The organism is Sinomonas cellulolyticus (assembly GCF_014656475.1).
Lineage (GTDB): Bacteria > Actinomycetota > Actinomycetes > Actinomycetales > Micrococcaceae > Sinomonas > Sinomonas cellulolyticus.
The window spans coordinates 61,173-84,465 of the sequence record NZ_BNCM01000004.1 but is presented as its reverse complement, the minus strand read 5'-3'; the positions used below and the strand labels follow the sequence as shown (position 1 = coordinate 84,465).

The following is a 23,293-nucleotide window of genomic DNA, read 5'->3' as shown; positions in this document are numbered from 1 at the left end:
GCAGGACACTACAAAAATAGTACCGTGGCCACATGAAGGGCACAGCAGTCATCGTCGGCGCCGGGATTTCTGGCTTGGCCGCAGCCCGCGCGCTCCTGGCGGGAGGCTGGGAGGTCGAAGTCCGGGAGCGCAACGCCGCGCTGTCCACGGCCGGGACACTCCTGGGAGTCTGGCCAACGGCGCACGCCGCGCTCGCGAGGCTCGGCGCAACCGCACTGCCGACCGTCAGCATCACCTCGGGTGAGCTCCTCCGACCCGACGGCCGCGTCCTCGCCAGCCTCACGCTTCCCGAGGGAAGCATCGGCGTGGGCAGGATGGACCTCCTCGAAACGCTCCTGGCCGGCATCCCGTACGGCACGGTCCACTGGGATGCTCCGGTCCCCTCACCAGCGGATCTTCCCTCCGCGGACGTTGTTGTGGCGGCCGACGGCGTGCACTCGGCACTGCGCGCAGCGTCCTTCCCGGGTGCGCGCCTCAGGGACGCCGGCGTGGTGGCCTTCCGGGGCGTGGCGCCCATCCCGTCGGCGGGTCAGTCAGAAACGTGGGGACGCGGCCTCATCTTCGGCCGCGCCCCGTTCCCCGGCGGCGGTTCCAACTGGTATGCCGGGGTCCGCAGTGAACTCGCCGGAAGCCGCGACGATGACCCGCTCGCAGTGCTGCGCGCGCTCTATCGGGACTGGCACCCGGGAGTGCAGGAGGTCCTGGAGTCGCTCACGCCCGGGGCGATCGACCGTCGGCGCATCGAGGACCTGCCCCGGCTCGCGAGCTACGTCTCCGGGAACCTCGTGCTCGTGGGCGACGCCGCCCACGCGATGGCGCCGCACTTGGGCCGAGGCGGCTGCGAGGCGCTCGTCGATGGGCTCGCACTCGCCGACGCACTCCTCGCCGCCCAGGACGCTGCGGAAGGCCTGCAGCGGTACGACGCCGCGCGCCGTCGCCCATCCCAGCGCGCCGTGGCCGGATCCCGCCTCATGAACCGCCTCTCCAACCAGCAGCGGCACCCGTGGCTCCGCGACGGCCTCGTGACCGCGGCCGGGAAACTCGCCGCTTGGCGACGGTCCCCCGTCAGTCCTTCGCGATAGCGCGCGTAGCGGCAATGATGGGCTCATGACCGAGCCCGACCTGCCTAAGGTCTTCCAGATCGACCTGCCGCCCGAGAACGTCGAGGGGCGCTTCGCCGACTTCGCGAACCTGTGGCATACGCCCAATGTGTTCGTGCTCGATTTCGTGGCGCTCACCCAGCCGGCCCAACCGGGAGAGGGCCCGGACGGCAGTCCCGCAGAGCTCATCCCCGGACGGGTGGTGAGCCGGATCCGCATCCCCCCGGAGCAGGTCTTCGAGCTCGCCGCCGCACTCACCCGGCAGCTTGGAATCTGGGAGCAGGAGACCGGCCGCAAGGGCCCGGCGAAGCCCCTCTTCGACTCCGAGGGGAGGCAGATCCGCATCGACGACGAGGGCGTCGACGGCCCCAGCTGATGCCATCCCACGCCTCCCCTCATGGAAGGCAACGATGCGTGACGAACATGTGGCGCGGAACATTTGGCGGTTTCCATCACACCCTATAAGGTGAACCCGAAAGCTTGACTTGAACGTCGACTGCGCGCAGGCAACCGCCCGCGTCAGCCAGCGGTTAGGGCGAGGTGTGGGGGAGCTTCCAGAGTCCTTTCCAGACCCTGAACCGATTCGCATCTGGAAAGGACATACTCGTGACCGAGACTCGAACCACGAACATGCCGTCCCGCCGCGCCGTCACCAAGGTCGCCGCGTGGTCCGCACCCGTCATCGCAGCCGCTGCTGCTGCCCCTATGGCAGCAGCGTCGGGCGGCGGCGGCAACGCCAACCGACTCGCGTGGAACCCGCCGCAGCCGTACGACACCGGAACCGGGCTCTTCAATAAGAACGGGGACAATGTGCTGGAGATCCAGGTCTTCAGCAACAACAAGGGGCTTGAGCCGGGCCAGACGTTCACCGTAACGGCGAGCAAGGGTGCCACCTTCGTTTCTCCGACGGGCACCTTTCCGTACACCTACAACGCGCCGGACGGCAGCTACACGATTGTCTTCTCCAGCGCGACCGTCGCCACGATCACCGTCCATGTGGAGCGCCTGAAGCAGTCCTACCTGGACATCGTCTTCCCCAAGGGCACCATTTCGATGCCGACCGGCAGCCAGCTGACCGCAGTCGCCGACCAGAACGGCTTCGCCAACTCGGCGAACATGAACGCCTGATCAGCGTACGAGGGAGGGCCGGCCACCATGCGGTGGCTGGCCCTCTTGCGTTCCTAGGCGGCGAAGAGGGCCACCGCCTCCCGCACCGCCTGCGCCAACTCCCCCGCACCGTACGGTCCACCTTTGGCCGCCAGCCGGCCCGCCCGCTGATGGATGCATGCGGCGAGCGCCGCGAGCTCCACCGGCCGCGCGCTCCCGTGGCCACCCGCGTGAGTTCCCGTGGCGAGGAGCGCTCCGAGGATCCCGGTGAGCGTGTCGCCGCTGCCCGCGGTGGCCAGATAGGGATGCCCGGAGCCCTGCACGTACGCCGTGCCGTCCGGGGCAGCGCAGACCGTCGCAGGCCCCTTGAGCAGGACCGTCACGCCGATCCGGCGCGCGGCTTCGCGAGCCCAATGCAGCGGTTGGGACTCGATCGAGTCCCGGCTCGGCGCGTCCGAGGCAGAGTTGAAGTTGGCGAGCAGCGACTCGAGCTCGCCGGCGTGGGGCGTGAGCACGAGGTGCTCCCCCGCCACCGTTCCCTCCTCGGCGATCCGGGCCAGGACCTCACCGAGCCGGGGCTCCGCGGCCGAACCCCGCGAGCGGGGGTCCGCCGCGAGGAATTCACCCAGCGCCTCGAGCCCCGAGGCATCCACCACCGTGGGGAGCCCGGACCCGAGGGCCACTCCGAGCGCGCGCCGCTGGCCGCCGTCGTCCGCGATTCCGGGCCCAACCGCCCATGCCTGCACACGGCCTCGCGGCTCCAGGGAGCCGACCACCTCAGGGTGCGCCGCGAGCACGAGGTTCCGCACCTCATCGGGCGCCACGATCCGGACCATCCCCACCCCTGTGGCCAACGCCCCCGCGGCAGAGAGGACGGCGGCACCCGGGAAGTCGGGCGAGCCGGCAACGAGGCCCAGGACGCCCCGCGAGTACTTCTGCCAGTCATCGCGGGGCCTCGGCAGCAGCGCGGCGGCGGCGGCGTCATCGAGGGAGCGCACATCCGGCTCGGGGAGGTGTGGGCCGAGGCCGATGTCCACCACCTCAACCGTGCCGGAAAGCTCGCGTCCGCGGCCCACGAGCAGCCCCGTCTTGAGTGCACCGAAGGTCACCGTCACATCCGCTCGCCACACGGCCGCGCCCGCGGTGCCAGTGTCCGCGTCGACTCCCGAGGGGAGGTCGCAGGCCACCACAGTGGCCGCGGGGCGAGGGAGGGGCGGCCGGAACTCCCCGGCGAACCCGGTGCCGAGCACGGCGTCGATCACCACATCCGCCGGCTCAAGCTCCTCGGTGACGCGGCCCCCCGCAGCGGTGAACGCCGCGAGCCCGTCCGGATGGGCGGTACCGCCGGTGAGCACCGCCGTCGTGCGCACGCCCCGCCGCGCGATCTCCGCAAGCGCGAAGAGAGCGTCGCCGCCGTTGTTGCCCTTGCCCACGACGCCGGCCACGCGCCTTCCGTACACGGCGCCCGTGCGCTCGAGCTCGCGCAGTACGGCGAGGGCGAGACCGTGCGCGGCGCGGGCCATGAGGGCAGCACCCTCGCCGCGGTCGAGGAGCGGCCTCTCGGCCGCGCGGACCTGGGAGCCGGTGTACGCGGAGACCATGTGCCGGAGTCTACCGATCTGTGGAAGTCACGGACCCTACAGATCGTGTGAAGTGCCGAATCGGCCTTTTCCTGCACGCCTGTGCGGATAAACTGGCGAAGCTGCCACTATCACCGTTCGCCCGGAGTTTCCGCAGCACAGCCGCCTGTTCCATGGGGGCACAGGCTCAGGACCGCTTTGGGGGCAAAGTGAAAGCTCGTTGGGTACCAGCCGCGCTAGTGACCGCGGCATTCGTGGTGGTCGCGCTCGTGGGCTCCGGGGGCACACTGGACGCGTCAGTACTCGTGTGGACCGCCGTCGGCATCTTCGGGCTCGTCTTCGGAATCACCGTCGTGGGTTCCGCGCGGCACGTGGACACCCTTCCCTCGCCGTCCGTGAAAGCCCACGCACACCGGATCGCCGCGGCCCACGCGCCCCTGGTGGAGGCGGCAACCGCCGCCCGCGCCACGGCAGCGCAGGACACGCCCCCGACAGACCTCGAAGCCCTTCGCGCCCTCGCCGTCCAGGCCACAGCCGAGCCCGAACCGGCCCTTCCCCGCCGCGCCCCCAAGCATTCCGCCGAGCTCCCCGTCTGACCGACGTCCGCTCGGCGCCCGCTGGGGCCCTGGCCGTCGCGAGTTCAGCCTTCCGCTACCACCATGGCGGTGGCAATGCCGCCGTCGTGGCTCATGCTCAGGTGCCACGCCTTCACCCCGCGGTCCCGGGCCACGGCGAGCACAGTGCCCTTGACCTGGATTTCGGGACCCAGCGAGCCGAGGCCGATCCAGCAGTCCTGCCAGTTCATGCCGGCCGGAGCGCCGAGCACCTTCGCCACCGCCTCCTTGGCGGCGAAGCGAGCGGCGAGGGAGCGGACGTGGAGCTCTCGCTCCGCGGGGACGAACAGCCGGTCGCGCAGCCCCGGCGTGCGCTCCAGCTGACGCTCGAACCGGTCAATGTCCACGACGTCCACGCCGATGCCGATGATAGCCATGGCGACACTCTATCTGGGCCGCAGCCTCTGCCCGACGATCCCAGCCTCTGCCCGACGATCCCAGCCTCTGCCCGACGATCCCAGCCGCGGCACTCACGCGCGCATCCGCTCGCGGAGCCGGGTGATCAGCCGGCGCAGCAGCCGCGAGACCTGCATCTGGCTGACCCCGAGCTCACGCGCGATCTGCTCCTGGGTCATCTCCTCCGCGAACCGCAGACGGAGCAGCAGCCTCTCGGCCTCGGTGATCCCGGCGAGCGCCCCGGCAAGCGAGCACGCGTCGTCGACCTGCTCGAAGCCCGGGTCATCCCGTCCGAGCCGCTCGCCGACAGGACGCCGGTCGGACTCATCCGCCTCGCCGCCGTCGAGGGGTCGGCCCACCATGGAAGACGCCGTTGCCTCAGCCTCGAGGACCTCACTGGCGGTCACCCCGGCCGCGGGCGCCAGCTCGGCCGCCGTAGGCTCATGCCCGAGTTCCTGGGCGAGCTGCTGGCGGAGGGCATTGAGACGCATCCGGAGTTCCTGGAGGGACCGTGGCGGCCGCACCACCCACGACTGGTCCCTGATGTAGCGCTTGAGTTCGCCCGTGATTGTGGGCACAGCGTACTGCGCGAACCCGTGCCCGAGCGGCTGCTGGTACCGTCGGGCGGCCTTCAGCAGACCGAGCCTGGCCACCTGACGCAGGTCCTCGGGGTCGTGACGCGACGAGCGGTACCGCCTCGCGAGGGCGTCCGCGAGTCCGAGGTACTCGATGACGAGCTTGCCGGCGGTCATCGAGGGGCCGGAGTCCTCCGCAAGGGGGCGGGGCATCACGGCGTGCCTCTGTGGACCTCTCGGAGCTTCTCGGGCCGCATGGCGAGGCCACGCCACGGATGCGCCTCGCTCGGCAGGTACACGTCCTCGGACGCAACCCTGCGCTGGCGGCACCGGCCCGAGGCGACCATCCAGACCACGGTGATCCATGCGCCGTCGGCGGCGACTGCATACCCGTGGATCTCGAGGCCGGGGTCGCGCACGATGACCTGTTGCGGCGCCTCCATCGGACTGCGGGGAAGGCGGGCCTCTTCGACCCCGAACACAGCGGGCATCAGGGGGCGCCCCCGCCCACGAGCGGATGGCCGTCAGTGCCGATCAGGTGAAGCTCTCCCCCCAGGACAATGGCCTGACGGCGTACCGTGGCGAGGATCTCCCTGCCGGCGTCATCCATTCCGTCCACTCCCGAGAGATCCACGACCAGCACTCTGTCCGGCTCAAGCACCTCAAGCAGGAGGTGCAGGACGGCGTTTCCCGTGGTGGCATCGATCCGTCCGGTCAGCCGCATGATCTCAGGGGCGCGGCGGGCGCTGCCCACAAAGTCGATACTCATCGTCTGGCCTCCTGTGGGTGTCGCACGGCCCAGGACGTGCTCGTCTTCAACGCTTCTCGGGGCATCCTTTACGGTAGGGACACGGGGGGCGACGTGTCTTCACCCCTAGGGGTGTGTTCTCGAGCACCGGCGAGGGTGGGAAGATTACTCCATGCGCGTGGCACTGGTGAACGACTACGAGGTGGTGGCACGCGGTGTCGCGGCCATGCTCCGCGCATACCGGGACGAAATCGAGATCGTCGAGGTCGACGTGAACAGGCCGGTGGCGCAGCCCGTGGACATCACGCTCTACGACACCTTCGCCGCCACCCAAGGGGACCAGCTCGAGGTCCGGACCCTGAGCCGCAATCCGCTCGCCGGCAAGGTCGTTGTCTACTCCTGGAACACCGGACCGGAGCTGGTCGCTGCGGCCATCGCCAACGGTGCCTCCGCGTACCTCTCCAAAGCGCTGCCCGCGCGCCAGCTCGTGGATTCCCTGCAGGCAGTCCACCGCGGCGAGCTCCCCCCCACGGACCTGCCCAAGGGCACCACGACGGTTGTCGGCGGGGACTGGCCCGGAAGGGAGGAAGGCCTCACGCAGCGCGAGGCCGAGGTCCTGGCCCTCATCACCCAGGGGATGAGCAACAGCGAGATCGCCGAGCGTACGCTCCTGTCCATCAACTCAGTGAAGACCTACATCCGAAGCTGCTACCGCCGCATCGGCGTGACCAACCGGGTCAATGCGATCCTCTGGGGCGTGGCGCACGGCTTCCAGCCGGATCGGGAGCGCATCCGGAACCCCGTCTGAGGGGCTCCCGACCTTTGCCTCCGGCCACTTCCTGCCCGACCAGGGCATCCCGGGCATAGGCTGGGCGCCATGAACCACGATCCGAACGGGTCCGTCCAGCTCCTCCTCGACGGGTTCGAGCGCGTGCGGGAGTCCGTGGAGCACGCGCTGCTGGGCCTTTCGCCCGAACAGCTGCTGGAGCGGCCGGGCCCACACGCCAACCACATCGCGTGGCTGGTGTGGCACCTGACACGGGTTCAGGACGACCACATCGCCGCCCTCGCCCACGTCCTCGAGGGCAACGACCCTCCCGCCAAGGGCACCCGGGAGGTGCCGCCGGGCCAAGTGTGGGCCGATTGGCGGGAGCGCTTCGGCCTTCCCTACGGCGAGTGGGCCACGGGCTACGGCCAGTCCTCAGAGGAGGTGGGTGCCTTCCCCGCAACGAACCCCGAGACGCTGCGCGGTTACCACGAGGCGGTGCAGTCCCGCACCGCCGAGGTGGTGGGCGCTCTGAGCGACGCCGACCTGCGCCGCACCGTCGATCTCCGCTGGACCCCGCCCGTCACGGCCGGGGTCCGCCTCATGAGCATCCTCAACGACACCACGCAGCACGTGGGTCAGGCCGCCTACGTGCGCGGCCTCGTGCTGGACTGAATCCGGACGAAAGGCCCTCCCGCGTCGGCCTGGCGCCCGCGTAGCGTGGTGGACAGGAGGGCACGATGGCTGCGCTGGCACGACGTCAGGTCGGAATCATCATCGGCGTGGTCCTCGCGGTCGCCCTGATCGGTGGTGCGGTCGCGCTCGCGCTTCTGCGCCCCACTGGAAGCACGACGGCGGAGACCTCACCGACAGCGCCGAGCAGCGCCTCGGCCTCTGCCTCGCCGAGCGGGACGGCGGTCCTGACACCCGCGCAGTCGGGCTCCCCCTCTGCGGCGCAGCCCTCCGCCTCCGAGCGGAACGGATCACAGCCGCAGCCGAGCGAGGCGGCTCCCCCGGCCGACGAGCCGCCGGCCCCGCCCTCCGAGGCGGCTCCCCCCGCCGACGAGCCGCCGCCGGCCCCGCCCGGGCTTCCGGCGGCGCTTCGCGGCTTGGACGTGGAACGGATCGCGACCTCACAGAAGCTCGTGGCGCTGACCTTCGATGCGGGCGCGAACGATGCGGGCCTTGCCTCAATCCTCGGCACGCTGTCCACCACCGGGGTGAAGGCCACATTCTTCCTCACCGGCGCCTGGGCCCAGGCGAATCCCGCGAAGGTCGCGCAGATCGCGGCGGCCGGCCACCGGATCGGCAACCACTCGATGACGCACCCGGATATGACCACGCGCTCGGACGCGCAGATCGCCCAGGAACTCGCCGGCGCCCAGGCGGCGATCCTCGCGGGCGGCGCTGACCCGCGGCCGCTCTTCCGCTTCCCGTCCGGAGCGCGGGACGCCCGCACCATTGCCGCTGTGAATGCGGACGGGTACGCGGCGATCCGCTGGACCGTCGACTCGCTGGGCTGGCAGGGGACGATGGGCGGCACGCGCGGTCCGGCCTTCGTCACGCAGAGGGTGCTCGCAGCGCTGCAGCCGGGTGAGATTGTCCTGATGCATGTGGGGTCCAACCCGGATGACGGCTCAACCCTCGACGCGGCTGCCCTGCCGGACATCATCGCCCAGATGCGGGCGGCCGGCTACGGCTTCACCACGCTGGACATCCTGCTCTGACCCCGCGCACGTGAGAGCTGCGATGTGAGAACCCCGTCGGCCAGAGACATTCAGGCCCATCGGCAGGACAATGGACAGTACACAACCGAAGAGGAGAAGGCCATGCGCTGGCTCGATGTCTTCAAACCGTCCGGCAGCACGCACCTGCGCCGCGCCGGAGGCACTCCGTCGCACGGCGTAGGGCACGATCCCGGGATGCCGCACCTCGCAGCAGCCCAGATCCCCGGCCCAGGCGCGGGCCGGATGCTCGCGGGCGAGACCGGCGCGCTGCCCGACGACGCGGCGGACCCGGTCGAGCGCGAAGGCCACACCGGCGCGCGCAGCCGCCAGGGACGGCGGCACCGCCGGGAACGCTGACGCGGGCGGCTTCCCCTATTCGACGGTGACGGACTTGGCGAGGTTGCGCGGCTGGTCCACGTCGTAGCCCTTGGCCGAGGCGAGCTCGGCGGCGAAGATCTGCAGCGGTACCGTCGTGAGCAGGGGCATCAGGAGCGTGGGCGTCTCGGGGACGTAGATGACGTGCTCAGCGTACTGGCGCACGGCCTCGTCGCCTTCCTCCGCGATCACGATGGTCCGGGCCCCGCGGGCGCGGACCTCCTGGATATTGGAGACGACCTTGGCGTGGAGGGAGTCCCGCCCGCGCGGGGACGGGACCACGACGAAGACGGGCTGGCCCTCGTCGATGAGCGCGATCGGTCCGTGCTTGAGCTCGCCGGCGGCGAAGCCCTCGGCGTGCAGGTACGCGATCTCCTTGAGCTTGAGCGCGCCTTCAAGCGCAACGGGGTAGCCCACGTGGCGGCCGAGGAACAGGACGGACTTCTCGTCCTTCATGCTCCGGGCGAGCTCGCGCAGGGGCTCGGCGGAGTCGAGGACGGTCTGGATCTTCTCGGGGATCTTATTCAGGTCGGCGAGGACGTCCTTGATCTGCCCGGAGAAGATGTTCCCGCGCAGCTGGGCCAGGTAGAGGCCGAGCAGGTATGCGGCGGTGATCTGGGCGAGGAATGCCTTCGTGGACGCGACGGCGATCTCGGGGCCCGCGTGCGTGTAGAGCACGGCGTCGGACTCGCGCGGGATCGTGGAGCCGTTCGTGTTGCAGATCGAGACGGTCTTGGCGCCCTGCTCGCGGGCGTACCGGACGGCCATGAGGGTGTCCATGGTCTCGCCGGACTGGCTGATCGAGACCACGAGCGTGTTGGAGTCCACGATCGGGTCGCGGTAGCGGAACTCGTGCGCGAGCTCGACCTCGGTGGGTATCCGGCACCAGTTCTCGATCGCGTACTTGGCCACGAGCCCCGCGTAGGCCGCGGTGCCGCACGCGAGCACGATGATCTTGTCGACCTTCTTCAGCTCGGCCGGGTCGATGCGCAGCTCATCGAGGATGAGCCGGCCGGACTCGTCGGAGCGGCCCAGGAGGGTATCGTGGACAGCGGCGGGCTGGTCGTGGATCTCCTTCTCCATGAAGGAGCTGAAGCCGCCCTTCTCGGCGGACGCGGCGTCCCACGAGACCTCGAACTCCTTGCCCTGCGCGGGTGCGCCGAAGAAGTCCGTCACCTCGAACGTGTCCGGAGTGATCGTGACGATCTGGTCCTGCCCGAGCTCCACGGCACGGCGCGTGTAGTCGATGAAGCCGGAGACGTCGGAGCCGAGGAAGTTCTCCCCCTCGCCGAGCCCGACGACGAGCGGCGAGTTCCGGCGGGCGGCCACCACGACGCCGGGCTGGTCCGCGTGCACGGCGAGGAGGGTGAAGGCGCCCTCGAGCCGCTGGCAGGCGAGCTGCATGGCCCGGGTGATGTCGCCGCCGGCGGCGCCGCGGTACAGGTCGCCAATGAGGGCGGCGGCTACCTCGGTGTCGGTCTCGGACACGAACTGCACGCCCTTGGCGGCCAGCTCTTCCTTGAGGGCCGCGTAGTTCTCGATGATGCCGTTGTGGATGACGGCGAGCCTGCCGCCGTCGGCAAGGTGCGGGTGGGCGTTGGCGTCCGTCGGGCCGCCGTGCGTGGCCCAGCGCGTGTGCCCGATTCCCGTGTAGCTCGCCGGGAGCGGGCTCTCCGCGAGCTCGTTCTCGAGGTTCTTCAGCTTGCCGGCCTTCTTGCGGGACTCGATCGCCCCGTCGGAGACGACCGCGACGCCTGCGGAGTCGTAGCCGCGGTACTCGAGGCGCCGCAGCCCCTCGATCACCACGTCGAGGGCGCTGTGATTGTTGCTGCCGTCAGCCGCGAGGGCGCTGGCGGTTCCGACATAGCCGACGATTCCACACATGCGTTCCATCCTACCGGGAGCCACTTCCCCTGCTCAGCAGACGTCCTACCTCCTGCTCCGGCCGCGCAGCTGCGTGCAGCCTGAGGCCGTGGCAAGTTCGCACGATCCCGCGCCGCTTGACAGAATGCACAGGTGAGTCTGCAGAGAAGCGAGTTCATGGGCGACGGCGCCACACCCTTCGTCGAACTCGACCGTTCCACGTGGTCGCGGCTCGCGGACCGCATGGAGCAGCCCCTGAACCAGGACGACATCGACCGCATCCGCGGCCTCGGCGATCCCCTCGACCTGCGGGAGATCCGCGACGTCTACCTGCCGCTCTCCCGCCTGCTCTCGCTCTACGTGGAGGCATCCGGCGAACTGCACAACGCGACCCAGAAGTTCCTCGGCGAGAAGACGCAGCGCACCCCGTTCGTGATCGGCGTGGCCGGGTCGGTCGCGGTGGGCAAGTCGACCATCGCGCGCGTGCTGCGCGAGATGCTCCAGCGCTGGCCCTCCACCCCGGACGTGCAGCTCATCACCACGGACGGCTTCCTGTATCCCCTCGCGGAGCTCACCCGCCGCGGCATCCTCGAGCGCAAGGGATTCCCCGAGTCCTACGACCGCCGCGCGCTCCTGCGCTTCGTCGCCGAGATCAAGTCCGGCGCCGAGGAGGTGCGCGCCCCTTGGTATTCGCACCTCACCTATGACATCGTGCCCGGCCGGGAGGTCGTGGTCCGGCGCCCGGACGTGCTCATCGTCGAGGGGCTCAACGTCCTCGCGCCCGCGCGCGCACGCTATGACGGCACGACGGGCCTCGCACTCTCCGACTTCTTCGACTTCTCCGTCTATGTGGACGCGAAGACCAGCTACATCGAGCAGTGGTACGTGGAGCGCTTCCTCAAGCTGCGCTCCGGCGCGTTCGCCCAGCCGGAGAGCTACTTCCACCGGTACGCGTCCCTCTCCGACGAGGAGGCCGTGACGACCGCCCGCAGCATCTGGAAGCGCATCAACGAGCCCAACCTCATCCAGAATGTGCTGCCCACCAGGGGCCGGGCGCAGCTCGTACTCACCAAGGACCAGGACCACTCCATCCGGCGCATCCTCCTGCGGAAGGTCTAGAGCCGTGGCTGACGTGCCTCGCCGTACTGTTGCCCTCTCGGCGCTCGCACTCGGCCTCACCGCCTGCTCCGCGCCGGCAGCGATCGAGCGGAACGATGCGGGAAGCCAGCCCGTCCCCGCCTCCTCGCCGAGCCCCACCGATGCGAGCACGACGACGACAGCCGCCCCCGCGCCGTCGTCCGCTTCCGCGGCTCCCACCGCAGCACAGACTGCCGCAGGGCGGTTCACGGCGGCGGCGAGTCCTGCGAGCGCTCTGGTCGTGGTGAACAAGAGGCGGCCACTGGCCCCGGTGGACTTCGTGCCCGAGCTGACCCGGCCGAACGTGGTGCTGGCCACGAGCGGTGAGGGCGCCCTGCTGAATCCGGCCACCGCACACGCCGCGGAGGCCATGTTCGCCGCGGCCGCGAACGCCGGGTCGCCGATGACGCTCGTGAGCGGGTACCGCTCCTACGGCACCCAGTCCGCCACCTACAACGCATGGGTGGCCCGCGAGGGGCAGGCCATGGCGGACGTCGCCTCCGCCAGGCCGGGGTACTCGGAGCACCAGACGGGCTGGGCCTTCGACATCGGGGACGCGGGCGGCGCGTGCGCGCTCCATCCCTGCTTCAAGGACACGCCTGCGGCGCGGTGGGCTGCCGCGCACGCGTGGGAGTTCGGGTTCATCGTGCGGTATCCGTGGATGTTCCACGAGACCACGGGCTACTACTACGAGCCGTGGCACCTGAGGTACATCGGGGTGGAGGCCGCCGCGGCTATGCGCGCCGCCGGCGCCAACACCCTGGAGGACTTCCTCGGCCTCCCGGCCGCCCCGACCTACTGATCGAATCCCCGTCCCCGACCCGGGGTCCAGCTCGCGCACAGCTGCCGCCTAGGTGGGCCGCGTACTTTAGCGGGCATGGCTTCTGGCAGCAAACGGTTCTTCGACATGACCACCACGTTGGGCCGTCTGCTCGCTTTCCTCACCGTGAGCGCGCTGGCCGGTGTCCTCGTGGTGGGGCTCATGTCCCCGGCGCTCGCACTGACGGGGAGCGCCGCGTCGGGAGCCACGGAGGCCCTCAGCTCGGTCCCGACGGATCTCACGGCCACGCCGCCCGGCCAGGCCACGAAGGTCCTCGCCGCGGACGGCTCAACGATCGCCACGCTCTTCACCGAGAACCGCACGGACGTGCCCTTGGACGCGATGTCGCCGAACATCAAGAACGCGATCGTCGCCATCGAGGACTACCGCTTCTACGACCACGGCGGCATCGACCCCATCGGCATCCTGCGGGCTTTGGCGACGGACGCGGGCGGCGGGCGGCAAGGGGCATCGACCCTGACGCAGCAGTACGTCACGAACGCCCTGAACGAGCAGCTCGTCGCGCAGGGACAGGGGGCGGACATCGTCCTGAACGGGCAGAAGGACGTCGCGGACAAGCTCAAGGAGATGCAGCTCGCGATCGCCCTCGAGAAGAAGTTCAGCAAGGACCAGATCCTCGCCGGCTACCTGAACATCGTCCCGTTCAACGCGAACGCATATGGGATCGAGGCCGCGAGCCAGTACTTCTTCTCGGTGGACGCCAAGGACCTCAGTGTCCCCCAGGCGGCGCTTCTGGCCGGCCTGGTCAACGGCCCCGCCTACTACGACCCGTCCCAGTACCCGGACCGCGCCACGGCGCGCCGCAATCTGGTCCTCGACGCCATGCTCGAGCACGGCTACATCGACAAGAAGCAGCACGATGACGCCGTCGCGACCCCTGTCCAGCTCAAGCTCAATCCGCCCCAGCAGGGCTGCACGTACGCGTCGCAGGCGCCGTACTTCTGCGACTACGTCCTCCACCAGATCCTCAACGATCCTGCCTACGGCAAGGACGAGCAGTCCCGGCTCAACAAGGTGATGCTCGGTGGCCTCACCATCAAGACCACTCTGGACCCGCGGCTGCAGGGCCCCGCACAGAAGCAGGTCGACGCGACCGCCGGGGCCAATCCGGACAAGTGGGGCGCCTCCCTCGTCACGGTGCAGCCGGGCACGGGCAAGATCGTGGCGATGGCGCAGAACAGCCGGATGGTTGCGGGGCAGGGATCAGCGTTCACCTCGGCGTACAACTTCAATGTCGACGCGAAGGACGCCAACGGGAACGACCTCGGGGGCGCCGGCGGCTACCAGCCCGGGTCGACCATGAAGCCGATCACCCTCGCGGCATGGCTGGACGAGGGGAAGCCGACCAACGCCGTCGTCGACGCGGCGCAGCGCCGGTACAGCCCGAACTATCCGTGGAAGTCCACCTGCGGCCCGGTCCACGGGTACTACGACAGCGCCATCAGCGGCTCCGTGGACCTGCAGAACGACGAGCCGGGCTGGTACCACCCCATGACCGTGCGCGAGGGCATCTACAACTCGATCAACACCGCCACCTTCGCCTCGGCCGCCGCCCTCAACGACTTCTGCGACATCCAGCGCGCCGCTGATGCGATGGGAATGCACGACGGCGCGGGGTCGGGCCAGAAGCTCGACCTCTCCACACTCGGGAACATCCTCGGCGGCACGAACGTGGCCCCGCTGACGATGGCCAACGCCTTCGCGACCTTCGCCAGCGGCGGCACATACTGCGCGCCGATCGCGATCACCGAGGTGGACAACGCGCAGGGCCAGAAGATCGGGGGCCAGTCCCAGCAGTGCCAGGAGCATGCGCTGAGCCCCGACGTGGCGAGTGCCGCGACAAGCGTTCTCGAGGATGTCCTGACCAAGGGCTCGGGTCTGCTCATCCCCCAGAAGGTCGGCGTGCCCGCTGGGGCCAAGACCGGCACGAACAACGAGAACAGCCAGACCTGGGTGGTGGGCTACACCAAGGGCCTGTCCACGGCCTCCTTCTTCGGCGAGCCGCTCAACGGGCCCTCGGCGCGGATGGGCCGGGACGTGACGGTGAACGGCAAGTTCTATCCGGTGGTCGACGGCGCGTACATCGCCGGCCCGCAGTGGGCGTCCTACATGCAGCAGGTGGCCGGCCTCTACGACCACGGCGACTTCCCGACCCCGCCCCAGCGGCTGATCACGGGCTCGGGACCCAGCTAGACAACGGCGCAGGGGAAGAAGTAGTCCTCCGTTCATAGTGCTGTTCGCATTGCGCGGCTACCATGGCGCCATGCTCAGTGGATTCAAAGCCTTCATCATGAAGGGCAATGTCGTTGACCTTGCCGTCGCCGTCGTCATGGGTGCCGCGTTCGGCGCCGTCGTCACCTCGTTTGTCTCCAACATCCTCATGCCGATCATCTCGCTCCTTGTCGGCCAGCCCAACTTCGACAATTTCCTCGTCTTCGGCCCCGTCAAGATCGGCGTCTTCCTCACTGTCCTGGTCAACTTCATCCTCGTCGCGGCGGCGATCTACTTCGTGGTCGTCATGCCGATGAACCACATGATCGAGCGCCGCAACCGCAGGCTGGCCATCAAGGAACAGACCGAGGAGGAGCCGATCGATCCGCAGATCGCCCTTCTCACCGAGATCCGGGACGCCCTGAAGGCGCCGCGCCCGTAGCCAGCCGCTGAGGCGTCACCAGACCCCACCGACCGCAGACGGCTCCTCACCGCGCAGGTGAGGGGCCGTCGTCGTGCTTCGGCGTCGCGCCGTGCTTCGGCGAGGGGACCTTCTGCACTGGCAGGCGAGCACGTCCGCGAGCACCCTTGTCCGCAAGGAGCAAGGGGTAAGGCTGTAGGAGGGTGAGGACGATGGTGCGGTGGGCCAGGGTTGTTCTGACGGTGCTGGCCGCCGTCGGCGGGGTGACGGCCGTGGCCGGCGGGGCGACGCTCATCTGGGGATCCACGATGGGCAACGCGCCCTATTGGGCCACTCCCCCGGGATCGATGCTCGAGGGCAGCCCCTTCTCCTCCTATCTCGTTCCGGGGCTCCTGCTCGCCGTCGTGGTGGGCGGCACCCAGCTGGTGGCCGCCGTGCTGCTGGTGCGCCGCTCGGCCGCGGCCCCGTTCGCGGCGGCCGTGGCGGCGTTCGGGCTGCTCGTGTGGATCTTCGTGCAGATGGTGGTCATCCCGTTCAGTCCCCTGCAGGCCGTGTACTTCGCGTGGGGCCTAGCGGAGGCGGGACTGCTCCTCGTGGCTCTGGGCCTGTTCCGTCAGGGCATCGCCTGAGCGGCCTCGGCGAGCTTCTCGGCCCCGTCGGCAAGGACCGCCTGGAGCCGGCCCTCTCCGAGCCGCGACGCCGTCGACGCGAGGACCAGGGCACTCGCCGCCCGGGCCTCCTGCATGCGCCACGGGTCAGGCGAGGGGCCATGCTGTGGGCCTGGTCCCGGCCAGGGGAACGGCCACTTGCGCGGCCACGTGCCGCAGTACTCGTCGATGATCTCGGCGAGCCAGCCGGTCGGGTCCTCGCCGCGGAGGTCCGCCTCAATGGCGAGGCTCACGAGCCGCTGGGTCATCCACGCGGCGGCCGCGGCGAACTGCTCGGGAGGGCCGGGCGGGAGGGGCTGCGGGTTGAGCGCGACCTCTTCGAAGCGGCTCCAGCCTCGGGGAGCGCGCGGAATGATCGCGTCCCAGGCCTCGGGGTGGAGCCGGGCGATCACTGACAGGAGCTGGTAGTTGGTCATGGTGTGGTCCTGGGTCGAGGCGGACAGGCTGACCCCCAGCTCGGGCGTACCCGTGCGCCCAGTATCCGCTCCCCGCGTTCCTTTGGCCACGGGCGGAGCAGGCCGAATGGCGGGCTGAGCCGAAGAGTGCGTCAGGCCGAACGCCCGAGCCACTGGGGCTCGATGGCGCGCCGCTTCACTTGTGCCGCCTCGACCCAGAAATGGCGCGCCCCGCGGTAGTAGGAGAGTTCCCAGAGCACCTGCACGAGAACGTGCTGGGTGGTCCACGCTTTCGCGAAGCCCTTCTCGAGGCGCTCGGGCCGGCCGTCGTCGAACCTGAGCCGTGCCCACACGGGGATGGGCCGATTGGCGTGGGCAACCTGGGCCCGGTCGATGGCATCGTCGGGGACGACGACGGGGTCCGGCTCCGCTTCGCCTCTTTCGTTCAATCCGCTCACGGCCGGGATCTTCCCACCGGCCACCGACAGTCAGCGGAGTATCAGGCGGCGATGAGCTCCACGATGCCGTAGGCGCCGGAGTCGATGGTTCGCCCCGGTCTGAACCCCGCGGCGGAGCCGAGGCCCTGCAGCTCCGCTGCTGAACGCTGCCGGCCCTCGGTCTGCGCCAGCATCATCACGTCGGAGATGGAGACAGGGAAGGACGCGACGTTGGGCTCCTGGAGCCACTCGAGGACCAGCACACGTGACCCCAGTGGCGCGGCCGCGTGGACAGAGCGCAGGATCTGCTGGCACTGCCCGTCGTCCCAGTCGTGGAGTACATCCTTGAGCAGGTATATGTCCGCCGCGGCGTCGAACCCGGTGAACAGGTCGCCCTGCACCATCCGCACCCGGCCGGCGACCCCTCGCCCGGCGAGGTACTCCCGCGCCGCGGCGAGCGGCCCGGCTTGGTCCACCAGCACGCCGTCGAGCGCGGGGCGGGCGCGCAGCACCTCCGCGAGCATCGCACCCACCCCGCCGCCCACGTCGCACACCGTGCCGTACTCGGGCCACGGGTAGGCGGCGACGATGAGCGGTGCGGCGAGGAGGGTCAGCTCCCGCATGGTGCGGGCAAAGCCAGCCTCCTCGTCGGGGTGCGCTGCCATGTAGTCCCACATGGACGTGCCGGTCGCGGCATTGAACGCGGGCAGGCCGTCGGCGAGGGTCTCGGGCAGGCGCAGCCATCCGGCGAGCACTGCGTCCGAGGTGGCGTACCGCACCCAGCCCGCCATGGAGTGCGGATCGTCCTCGAGGAGCAGCCGGCCCGTGCGTGTGAGGGTGAAGCGGCCGCGGCCGTCGAGCCGGACGAGTCCGTAGACAGCGAGCCCCCGGAGCACCCGGTGGACCACCGGCCTGTTCAGTCCGAGCTCAGCCGCAACCTGCGACGCGGTCCGCGGCCCCGGCGCGAGCGGCTCCGCGAGGCGCGTCCGGACGGCGGCGCGCATCAGGGCGATGGCCGCAACCCCACCGGAGACTTCGAGGAACCGCGCCTGGGGCGGCTGGAGGGCCGCACCTGCCCGCTGGAGGGCGGCGCTGAGGCGCTGGACGGCACGGACGACGGCGGGCGGCGGCGGGCGCATGAAGCGAGCGTAGCGCCTGGCCGCCAGCAGTGAGGGAGCTACGCGGTCTCGAGGGCCAGCTGGCTCTGGACCACGCCGGCGAGGCGCTCGGCGATCGCCTGCGCAGTCGCCTCATCCGCGGCCTCAACCATCACCCGCACCACGGGCTCCGTGCCGGAGGGTCGCAGGAGCACCCGCCCGGTCTCCCCCAGCTCGGCCTCCGCGGCAGCGACGGCCGCCGCGACGCCGTCGTCCGCCGTGACCCTCGCCTTGTCCACGCCGCGCACGTTGATGAGCACCTGCGGCAGGCGGGTCATGACGGAGGCGAGGTCCTTGAGCGTGCGCCCAGTGCGGGCTACCTGCGCGGCGAGCTGCAGGCCGGTGAGCACGCCGTCTCCGGTGGTCGCGTAGTCGGAGAAGATGACGTGGCCGGACTGCTCGCCACCGAGCGAGTACCCGCCCGCGCGCATCTCCTCGAGGACGTAGCGGTCGCCCACGGCGGTCTCGCGGATCGTCACACCGGCGTCGCGGAGGGCGAGCTTGAGCCCGAGGTTGCTCATGACGGTGGCCACAAGGACGTTGTCGCGCAGCTTGCCAGCATCCTTGAGGGCCAGGCCGAGGATGGCCATGATCTGGTCGCCGTCCACCACGGTGCCCTCGTGGTCCACCGCGAGGCAGCGGTCGGCGTCGCCGTCGTGTGCGATCCCGAAGTCGGCGCCGTTCTCCACGACGGCGGCCTGGAGCTTCTCGAGGTGGGTGGACCCCACGCCGTCGTTGATGTTGATCCCGTCCGGGTCCGCGCCGATCACCACCACCTCCGCGCCGGCATCCTTGAACACCTGTGGGGAGCAGCCGGAGGCGGCGCCGTTGGCGCAGTCGAGCACCACGGTGAGCCCGTCGAGGCGGTGCGGGAGGGTGGTGAGGAGGTGGACGATGTAGCGGTCCTCCGCATCGGCGAAGCGTTGGATGTGCCCCACGCCTGCGCCGGTCGGGCGGTGCGGTTCGGCCTGCAGGAGGGCCTCGATCTGGTCCTCGACCTCGTCGGGCAGTTTCTGGCCGCCGCGGGCGAAGAACTTGATGCCGTTGTCCGGCGCAGGGTTGTGGCTCGCGGAGATCATCACGCCGAAGTCCGCGCCCAGGTCCGCCACGAGGTAGGCGGCGGCCGGCGTGGGGAGCACCCCGGCGTCGTACACGTCGACGCCCGCGCTGGCGAGCCCCGCGCATACGGCGGCGGAGATGAACTCGCCGGAGATGCGGGGATCGCGGGCGACGACGGCGCGCGGGCGGGTGCCGTCCGGCACCTGCCGGTGCCCGAGGACCACCGCTGCCGCCTGGGAGAGCTTGAGCGCGAGCTGCGCGTCGAGGAGGCCATTGGCCAGTCCGCGGACGCCATCGGTACCGAAGAGACGTGTCATCGGGTGCAAGTCTACCTGCGGCCCGAAGGGCTCCCCTTTCGCGTGACCCGGCGCCCGGCCTGCGCTCAGCGCTCCTCGGCGCCCTCGCGCAGCACCGGGAACCGCGCGGTGTACGTCTCGCCTTCCTCGAGGACCTCGGCCGCCGGCCCCACGATCAGCGGATCCGGCGCGTGCGCCACCTTGAGGTCCTTCCGGGCGTACGGGGTGACATGGAGGATGTACCGCATGGCCTCGAGCCGGGCGCGCTTCTTGTCGTTGCTCTTGATGACGGTCCACGGGGCGTCGCCGGTGTCCGTGTAAAAGAACATGGCCTCTTTGGCCTCGGTGTAGACGTCCCACTTGTCGAGGCTCGCCATGTCCGTGGGCGAGAGCTTCCACTGCTTCACCGGGTCCGTCTCCCGCGAGGCGAAGCGGTTGAGCTGCTCCTCGCGGCCCACCGAGAACCAAAGCTTGTGTAGGCGGATCCCCGAGTTGACGAGCATCCGCTCGAACTCGGGTGCCTGGCGCATGAACTCGTGGTACTCCGACGGGCTGCAGTACCCCATCACCCGCTCCACGCCCGCCCGGTTGTACCAGGAGCGGTCCATCATCACGATCTCCCCGCCGCTCGGCAGGTGTTGCACGTAGCGCTGGAAGTACCATTGGCTGCGCTCGGCGTCGGTGGGCTTCTCGAGGGCCACGATTCGCGCACCGCGGGGGTTGAGGTGCTCGTTGAACCGCTTGATCGCACCGCCCTTGCCTGCCGCGTCACGCCCCTCGAAGATGATGAGGACCTTCTGGCCGGTGTCCTTCACCCACAGCTGGAGCTTCAGGAGCTCGATCTGCAGGGCGCGCTTCTGCCGCTCGTAGGCGGGGCGCCCGAGCTTCTTCTCGTACGGGTAGCCGTGGCGCCACGCGTTCGGGTCCGCGCTCGGGCGGCGCTTGTGGTCAACCTTGCCGATCTCGCGCAGCTCGTCCAGCTCGGCGGCGTAGTCCTCGGTCACGGAGAGGCGCGGTTCCTCGGGAGCCATGTGAAAAGGGTAGCGCCGCCGGGGCGCGGCGAGCCGGGCCTAAGGCCCCTGAACGCGCGACGGCGCCGGCCGCCTGGGGTGGCGAGCGGCGGGTCGGCGGCTCCGGCCGCCAGGGCGGATACAAGACCAAGGGCCCGCCCCACATCTGGAGCGGGCCCACGGCATTGAGCGCCGGACTACTTGGCGAGGCAGCCGCCGTTCGCGGTTCCGTCGATTGCGGAGATCTGATCCTGCACGGCGGAGAGCTGCCCTTGAAGGATGGTGATTGCGGTCTTCTGCGCGGCGATCGCGTCCTTCTTGTTGCCCTTCTGCGACTGGATGTCGCGGAGGACCGCTTGGGCGTCGGTGATCTGCTTGTCTAGGTCGGTGGACTGCTGCTGCAGGGACGCGAGCTTGGCCTGGGCGTCGCTGGCGTCCTTGCTGAGACTCTCCAGCTGAGCGAGGAGCGGGGCCACTCGCGTCTGGAGGTCAAGCACGTTTTGTTCGGCGGCAGCAATGCTGTCGTTGAGGTCCTGGAGCTGGCCCGAGAGCGCGTTGCTCGCCGCGTCGAGTCCCGAGATCTCCGTCTGCTTCGCCATGACGTCAGCGGATGCCTGTTCCACTGCAGTATTGAGTGCGGGAAGCTGGCCGTTCAGCGCGTCAAGGTCCGCCTGCTTGGCGGCGACTGCTCGCTGGGCGTCGGCGAGTGCGCTGTCAGCAGCAGCGAGGTCACTCTGCCGCCGCGCCAGCACCCCCTTCTGGGCATCCAGATCCGCTAGGGCCTTGTCACGCCCTTCGGTGAGCGTTTGGAGCTGCGCGTCGAGATCCGCAACGGTCTTGGCCTGAGCATCGGCTGCCGCCTGCGCATCCTTCTCTGCGGCGGCGAGGGTGGTCAGCTGGGACTGCAGGCCCATGAGCTCAGTCTGCTTCGCCGAAACGGCGCTGGTCGCGGTGGACAGGGCCTCCTGGAGCGCGGGAAGCTGACCCTGCAGAGTAGCGATGTCGGTCTGCTTGGTGCTGACGGCGTCGTTGGCGCTCGCGAGCGCTGCCTGAAGCGGTGCGGCCTGCTGTTGGAGTGAACTGCTGGCTGCCTGCGCCGCGGAGAGCTGGGTGGTCAGCGAGTCAACACTGGCCTTCAGTGGGGCCAGGTCACCCTGAAGTCCGGAGATCACGGCCTGCTTGTCCGCGATCTGCTTGTTCAGCGTATCGAGCTGGCTCTGCTTGGCGGCCAGCTGGGTCTGGAGGTCACGCTTCTTCTGACTGTTGCCGTTGATCGCCGCGATCTGCGAGTTCAGCGAGGCAATCTCAGCATCGAGCTGAGCCTTCTGTGCTTGGAGCGCCTCGAGATCCTGCTGAGCCGTCGTCAGCTCGGCCCGCTTGGCGTTCAGGGCCGCATTCCCGTCATCGAGCTGCTTCTGGAGCGAGGCGACATTGGCCTGTGCCGCCGCGGACGCGGCCTGGTTGGCCGCGAGATCATCGGCAGCCTTCTGCGCGGCGGCTTTCAGTACCGTGAGGTCGCTTTGGGCCGCGGCGATCTCGGCGTTCTTCGCCGTGAGGGCGTCGGAGGCCTGCTGCGCCTGCGTCTGGAGTGTGGCGAGCTGCGTCTGGGCCGCGGCGACCTCGGTCTTCTTTGCGGCCACCGCCGCCTCCGCATCGGTGGCGGTCTTCTGCTTCGCTGCGAGATCGACCTTGGCGTCAGCCACAGCCTTGACCTGTGCGTCGAGAGCCGCCTGGGCTGTGTCCGAGGCGTCCTTGAGGCGTGACAGCTCAGCCTCGGCCGCCTGCACCGCTGCGTCCGCAGCAGCTACATTGCCGGCAGCAGTCTTCGCCGTTGCCTCAAGCTCAGTGAGTTCCTGGCCCGCGGCTGTGATCTCCGCCTGCTTGCTCTCCAGCGCAGCCCGGGCTGCTTCCTCGACGCCTTGCAGCGTCGCCATTTGGCTGTTCGCCGCCGCGATCTCGGCTTCCGTGGCCGCGAGGTCCGACTTTGTCTGGTCGGCCTTCGCTTTCAAGCCCGGGAGGGCGGCCTCGGCTGCGGCGAGGTCGGTCTGAAGCGGCGTCAGCTGCGCCTGCAGATCACTCTGCTTCTGCTGCAGCGTCGTGACCACCGTCGTCGCGTCGGCGATCGCCTTCTGAAGGTCCTGCTGCTTTGCAGTAAGGGCGTCGATGCCTGCCTGCGCCGCCTGCTCCTGTACGCCGAGGCTGTTGTACTCGTCCTCTAGCTTCGTGAGCTGGTCCTGGGCCGTCTGGATCTCGGAGGCCAGCTGCGCCTTCTGAGCCTCGAGAGGCGCCTTCTCTGCGGTCAGTTTGGCGATGGTGTCAGCATTGCGCTTTGCAGCGGCCTTGAGCAGATTCTCCTGGACGGTCCCCCGGTGCGCGAGTTGGTTGACGACGCCGTTGCAGATCCCCTGTGTGCCCGCGGGCCCGTCGGCCTGCGCGGGAAGCCCGAGGGTGAGCAGCGCGCCCGTGATGCCGGGCACCAGGACAGCGGCCGCGAGGGTCCTCCTGAGAGTGGCCGTGCGGGTGTGCGAGTGGTTCATGATTCCTCCGAATGGGTGCGAAGGGACACCGACCGAGACCTCAGGCGCCAGTACGGCGGCAGGAGAGGCGTGGATTCGGCGAGCTCGGGCGGGTGCAGAAGCGCGAGTACACGATGTGTCCCCTTCATCGTGTTCATTTGCGCCCGACTCTGGACGCCCTATAGACGCTACATCCGATCTGAGACTCGTGCACCACTTGTTTCGGAAACGGTGTACTCGAAAAACAGTTGGCACGTGATCGCTGAGCGGGCCAACGGTGCCACAGCCGGTTCG

The 23,293-nt window shown here is 69.6% G+C and carries 25 protein-coding genes; 13 read left to right on the top strand and 12 right to left on the bottom strand.

The genetic code is table 11. The features are described from left to right. Positions 1-32 precede the first annotated feature (32 nt). The 3 genes from IE231_RS06260 (at position 33) to IE231_RS06250 (ending at position 2,228) form a co-directional block, all read left to right on the top strand. Complete coding sequence (locus IE231_RS06260; RefSeq protein ID WP_189693086.1) at positions 33-1,082, top strand: FAD-dependent monooxygenase; 1,050 nt, start codon at positions 33-35, stop codon at positions 1,080-1,082. A gap of 25 nt (positions 1,083-1,107) precedes the next feature. After that, positions 1,108-1,476, top strand: coding sequence for a DUF3467 domain-containing protein (locus IE231_RS06255; RefSeq protein ID WP_189693085.1), 369 nt, complete (start codon positions 1,108-1,110; stop codon positions 1,474-1,476). 230 nt (positions 1,477-1,706) lie between these two features. Beyond that, a complete protein-coding gene (locus IE231_RS06250) occupies positions 1,707-2,228 on the top strand; it encodes a hypothetical protein (protein ID WP_189693324.1) in 522 nt (173 codons plus the stop codon). Between the two features lie 53 nt (positions 2,229-2,281). Here the strand turns inward: IE231_RS06250 and IE231_RS06245 are convergent, their stop codons facing one another. Then, on the bottom strand, positions 2,282-3,808 hold the full coding sequence (locus tag IE231_RS06245) for a bifunctional ADP-dependent NAD(P)H-hydrate dehydratase/NAD(P)H-hydrate epimerase (protein WP_189693084.1): 1,527 nt from the start codon (positions 3,806-3,808) through the stop codon (positions 2,282-2,284). 218 nt (positions 3,809-4,026) lie between these two features. On the opposite strand from IE231_RS06245, the gene IE231_RS06240 reads away from it, so the two are divergent. Beyond that, on the top strand, positions 4,027-4,383 hold the full coding sequence (locus tag IE231_RS06240; RefSeq protein ID WP_189693083.1) for a hypothetical protein: 357 nt from the start codon (positions 4,027-4,029) through the stop codon (positions 4,381-4,383). Positions 4,384-4,427: 44 nt separating this feature from the next. Here the strand turns inward: IE231_RS06240 and IE231_RS06235 are convergent, their stop codons facing one another. The 4 genes from IE231_RS06235 to IE231_RS06220 form a co-directional block, all read right to left on the bottom strand. Further along, complete coding sequence (locus IE231_RS06235) at positions 4,428-4,778, bottom strand: holo-ACP synthase (RefSeq protein ID WP_189693082.1); 351 nt, start codon at positions 4,776-4,778, stop codon at positions 4,428-4,430. 93 nt (positions 4,779-4,871) lie between these two features. After that, complete coding sequence (locus IE231_RS06230) at positions 4,872-5,585, bottom strand: sigma-70 family RNA polymerase sigma factor (protein ID WP_189693081.1); 714 nt, start codon at positions 5,583-5,585, stop codon at positions 4,872-4,874. Next, positions 5,585-5,863, bottom strand: a complete 279-nt coding sequence (locus IE231_RS06225; protein ID WP_189693080.1) for a hypothetical protein — start codon at positions 5,861-5,863, stop codon at positions 5,585-5,587. Before IE231_RS06225 ends, IE231_RS06230 begins: the two co-directional genes overlap by 1 nt. Then, positions 5,863-6,141: an STAS domain-containing protein gene (locus tag IE231_RS06220; RefSeq protein ID WP_189693079.1), complete on the bottom strand. Its 279-nt coding sequence runs from the start codon at positions 6,139-6,141 to the stop codon at positions 5,863-5,865. Before IE231_RS06220 ends, IE231_RS06225 begins: the two co-directional genes overlap by 1 nt. A gap of 151 nt (positions 6,142-6,292) precedes the next feature. Here IE231_RS06220 and IE231_RS06215 point away from each other — a divergent pair, with 151 nt between their 5' ends. The 4 genes from IE231_RS06215 (at position 6,293) to IE231_RS06200 (ending at position 8,970) form a co-directional block, all read left to right on the top strand. Beyond that, the gene (locus tag IE231_RS06215; protein ID WP_189693078.1) at positions 6,293-6,928 is read left to right on the top strand and encodes a response regulator transcription factor; all 636 of its coding nucleotides are present in this window, start codon (positions 6,293-6,295) and stop codon (positions 6,926-6,928) included. Between the two features lie 69 nt (positions 6,929-6,997). Then, positions 6,998-7,561 carry a mycothiol transferase gene (locus IE231_RS06210; RefSeq protein WP_189693077.1) on the top strand — a complete coding sequence of 188 codons (564 nt, stop codon included), beginning with the start codon at positions 6,998-7,000 and terminating at the stop codon, positions 7,559-7,561. 65 nt (positions 7,562-7,626) lie between these two features. Further along, entirely contained in the window at positions 7,627-8,613 is a 987-nt protein-coding gene (locus IE231_RS06205) for a polysaccharide deacetylase family protein (protein WP_189693076.1), read from the top strand. 102 nt (positions 8,614-8,715) lie between these two features. After that, positions 8,716-8,970: a hypothetical protein gene (locus IE231_RS06200; protein WP_189693075.1), complete on the top strand. Its 255-nt coding sequence runs from the start codon at positions 8,716-8,718 to the stop codon at positions 8,968-8,970. A 15-nt stretch (positions 8,971-8,985) separates the two neighbouring features. Here IE231_RS06200 and glmS read toward each other — a convergent pair whose 3' ends face one another. Continuing rightward, entirely contained in the window at positions 8,986-10,872 is a 1,887-nt protein-coding gene (glmS, locus tag IE231_RS06195) for a glutamine--fructose-6-phosphate transaminase (isomerizing) (RefSeq protein ID WP_189693074.1), read from the bottom strand. A gap of 156 nt (positions 10,873-11,028) precedes the next feature. Here glmS and coaA point away from each other — a divergent pair, with 156 nt between their 5' ends. The 5 genes from coaA to IE231_RS06170 all read left to right on the top strand — a co-directional run bounded on the left by coaA (position 11,029) and on the right by IE231_RS06170 (position 16,090). Continuing rightward, the gene (gene coaA, locus IE231_RS06190) at positions 11,029-11,970 is read left to right on the top strand and encodes a type I pantothenate kinase (protein WP_189693298.1); all 942 of its coding nucleotides are present in this window, start codon (positions 11,029-11,031) and stop codon (positions 11,968-11,970) included. A gap of 4 nt (positions 11,971-11,974) precedes the next feature. Then, the gene (locus IE231_RS06185) at positions 11,975-12,790 is read left to right on the top strand and encodes a M15 family metallopeptidase (RefSeq protein WP_229866537.1); all 816 of its coding nucleotides are present in this window, start codon (positions 11,975-11,977) and stop codon (positions 12,788-12,790) included. Positions 12,791-12,865: 75 nt separating this feature from the next. Further along, a complete protein-coding gene (locus IE231_RS06180; RefSeq protein ID WP_189693072.1) occupies positions 12,866-15,022 on the top strand; it encodes a transglycosylase domain-containing protein in 2,157 nt (718 codons plus the stop codon). 70 nt (positions 15,023-15,092) lie between these two features. After that, positions 15,093-15,482 carry a large conductance mechanosensitive channel protein MscL gene (mscL, locus tag IE231_RS06175; protein ID WP_189693071.1) on the top strand — a complete coding sequence of 130 codons (390 nt, stop codon included), beginning with the start codon at positions 15,093-15,095 and terminating at the stop codon, positions 15,480-15,482. A 191-nt stretch (positions 15,483-15,673) separates the two neighbouring features. After that, positions 15,674-16,090: a hypothetical protein gene (locus IE231_RS06170; RefSeq protein WP_189693297.1), complete on the top strand. Its 417-nt coding sequence runs from the start codon at positions 15,674-15,676 to the stop codon at positions 16,088-16,090. Here IE231_RS06170 and IE231_RS06165 read toward each other — a convergent pair. From IE231_RS06165 to IE231_RS06140, 6 genes are all read right to left on the bottom strand, one after another. Beyond that, positions 16,075-16,635 carry a hypothetical protein gene (locus IE231_RS06165; RefSeq protein ID WP_189693070.1) on the bottom strand — a complete coding sequence of 187 codons (561 nt, stop codon included), beginning with the start codon at positions 16,633-16,635 and terminating at the stop codon, positions 16,075-16,077. The two genes, IE231_RS06170 and IE231_RS06165, sit on opposite strands and share 16 nt — an antisense overlap. A 41-nt stretch (positions 16,636-16,676) precedes the next feature. Further along, positions 16,677-16,982 (bottom strand): hypothetical protein, encoded by a 306-nt coding sequence (locus IE231_RS06160; RefSeq protein WP_189693069.1) that lies wholly within the window; start codon positions 16,980-16,982, stop codon positions 16,677-16,679. Between the two features lie 41 nt (positions 16,983-17,023). Continuing rightward, complete coding sequence (locus IE231_RS06155) at positions 17,024-18,100, bottom strand: methyltransferase (protein ID WP_189693068.1); 1,077 nt, start codon at positions 18,098-18,100, stop codon at positions 17,024-17,026. Positions 18,101-18,138: 38 nt separating this feature from the next. Beyond that, positions 18,139-19,494 (bottom strand): phosphoglucosamine mutase, encoded by a 1,356-nt coding sequence (gene glmM / locus IE231_RS06150; RefSeq protein WP_189693067.1) that lies wholly within the window; start codon positions 19,492-19,494, stop codon positions 18,139-18,141. 65 nt (positions 19,495-19,559) lie between these two features. Then, entirely contained in the window at positions 19,560-20,504 is a 945-nt protein-coding gene (ppk2, locus tag IE231_RS06145; protein WP_189693066.1) for a polyphosphate kinase 2, read from the bottom strand. A gap of 176 nt (positions 20,505-20,680) precedes the next feature. Further along, entirely contained in the window at positions 20,681-23,020 is a 2,340-nt protein-coding gene (locus IE231_RS06140; RefSeq protein WP_189693065.1) for a coiled-coil domain-containing protein, read from the bottom strand. Positions 23,021-23,293: the final 273 nt, after the last annotated feature.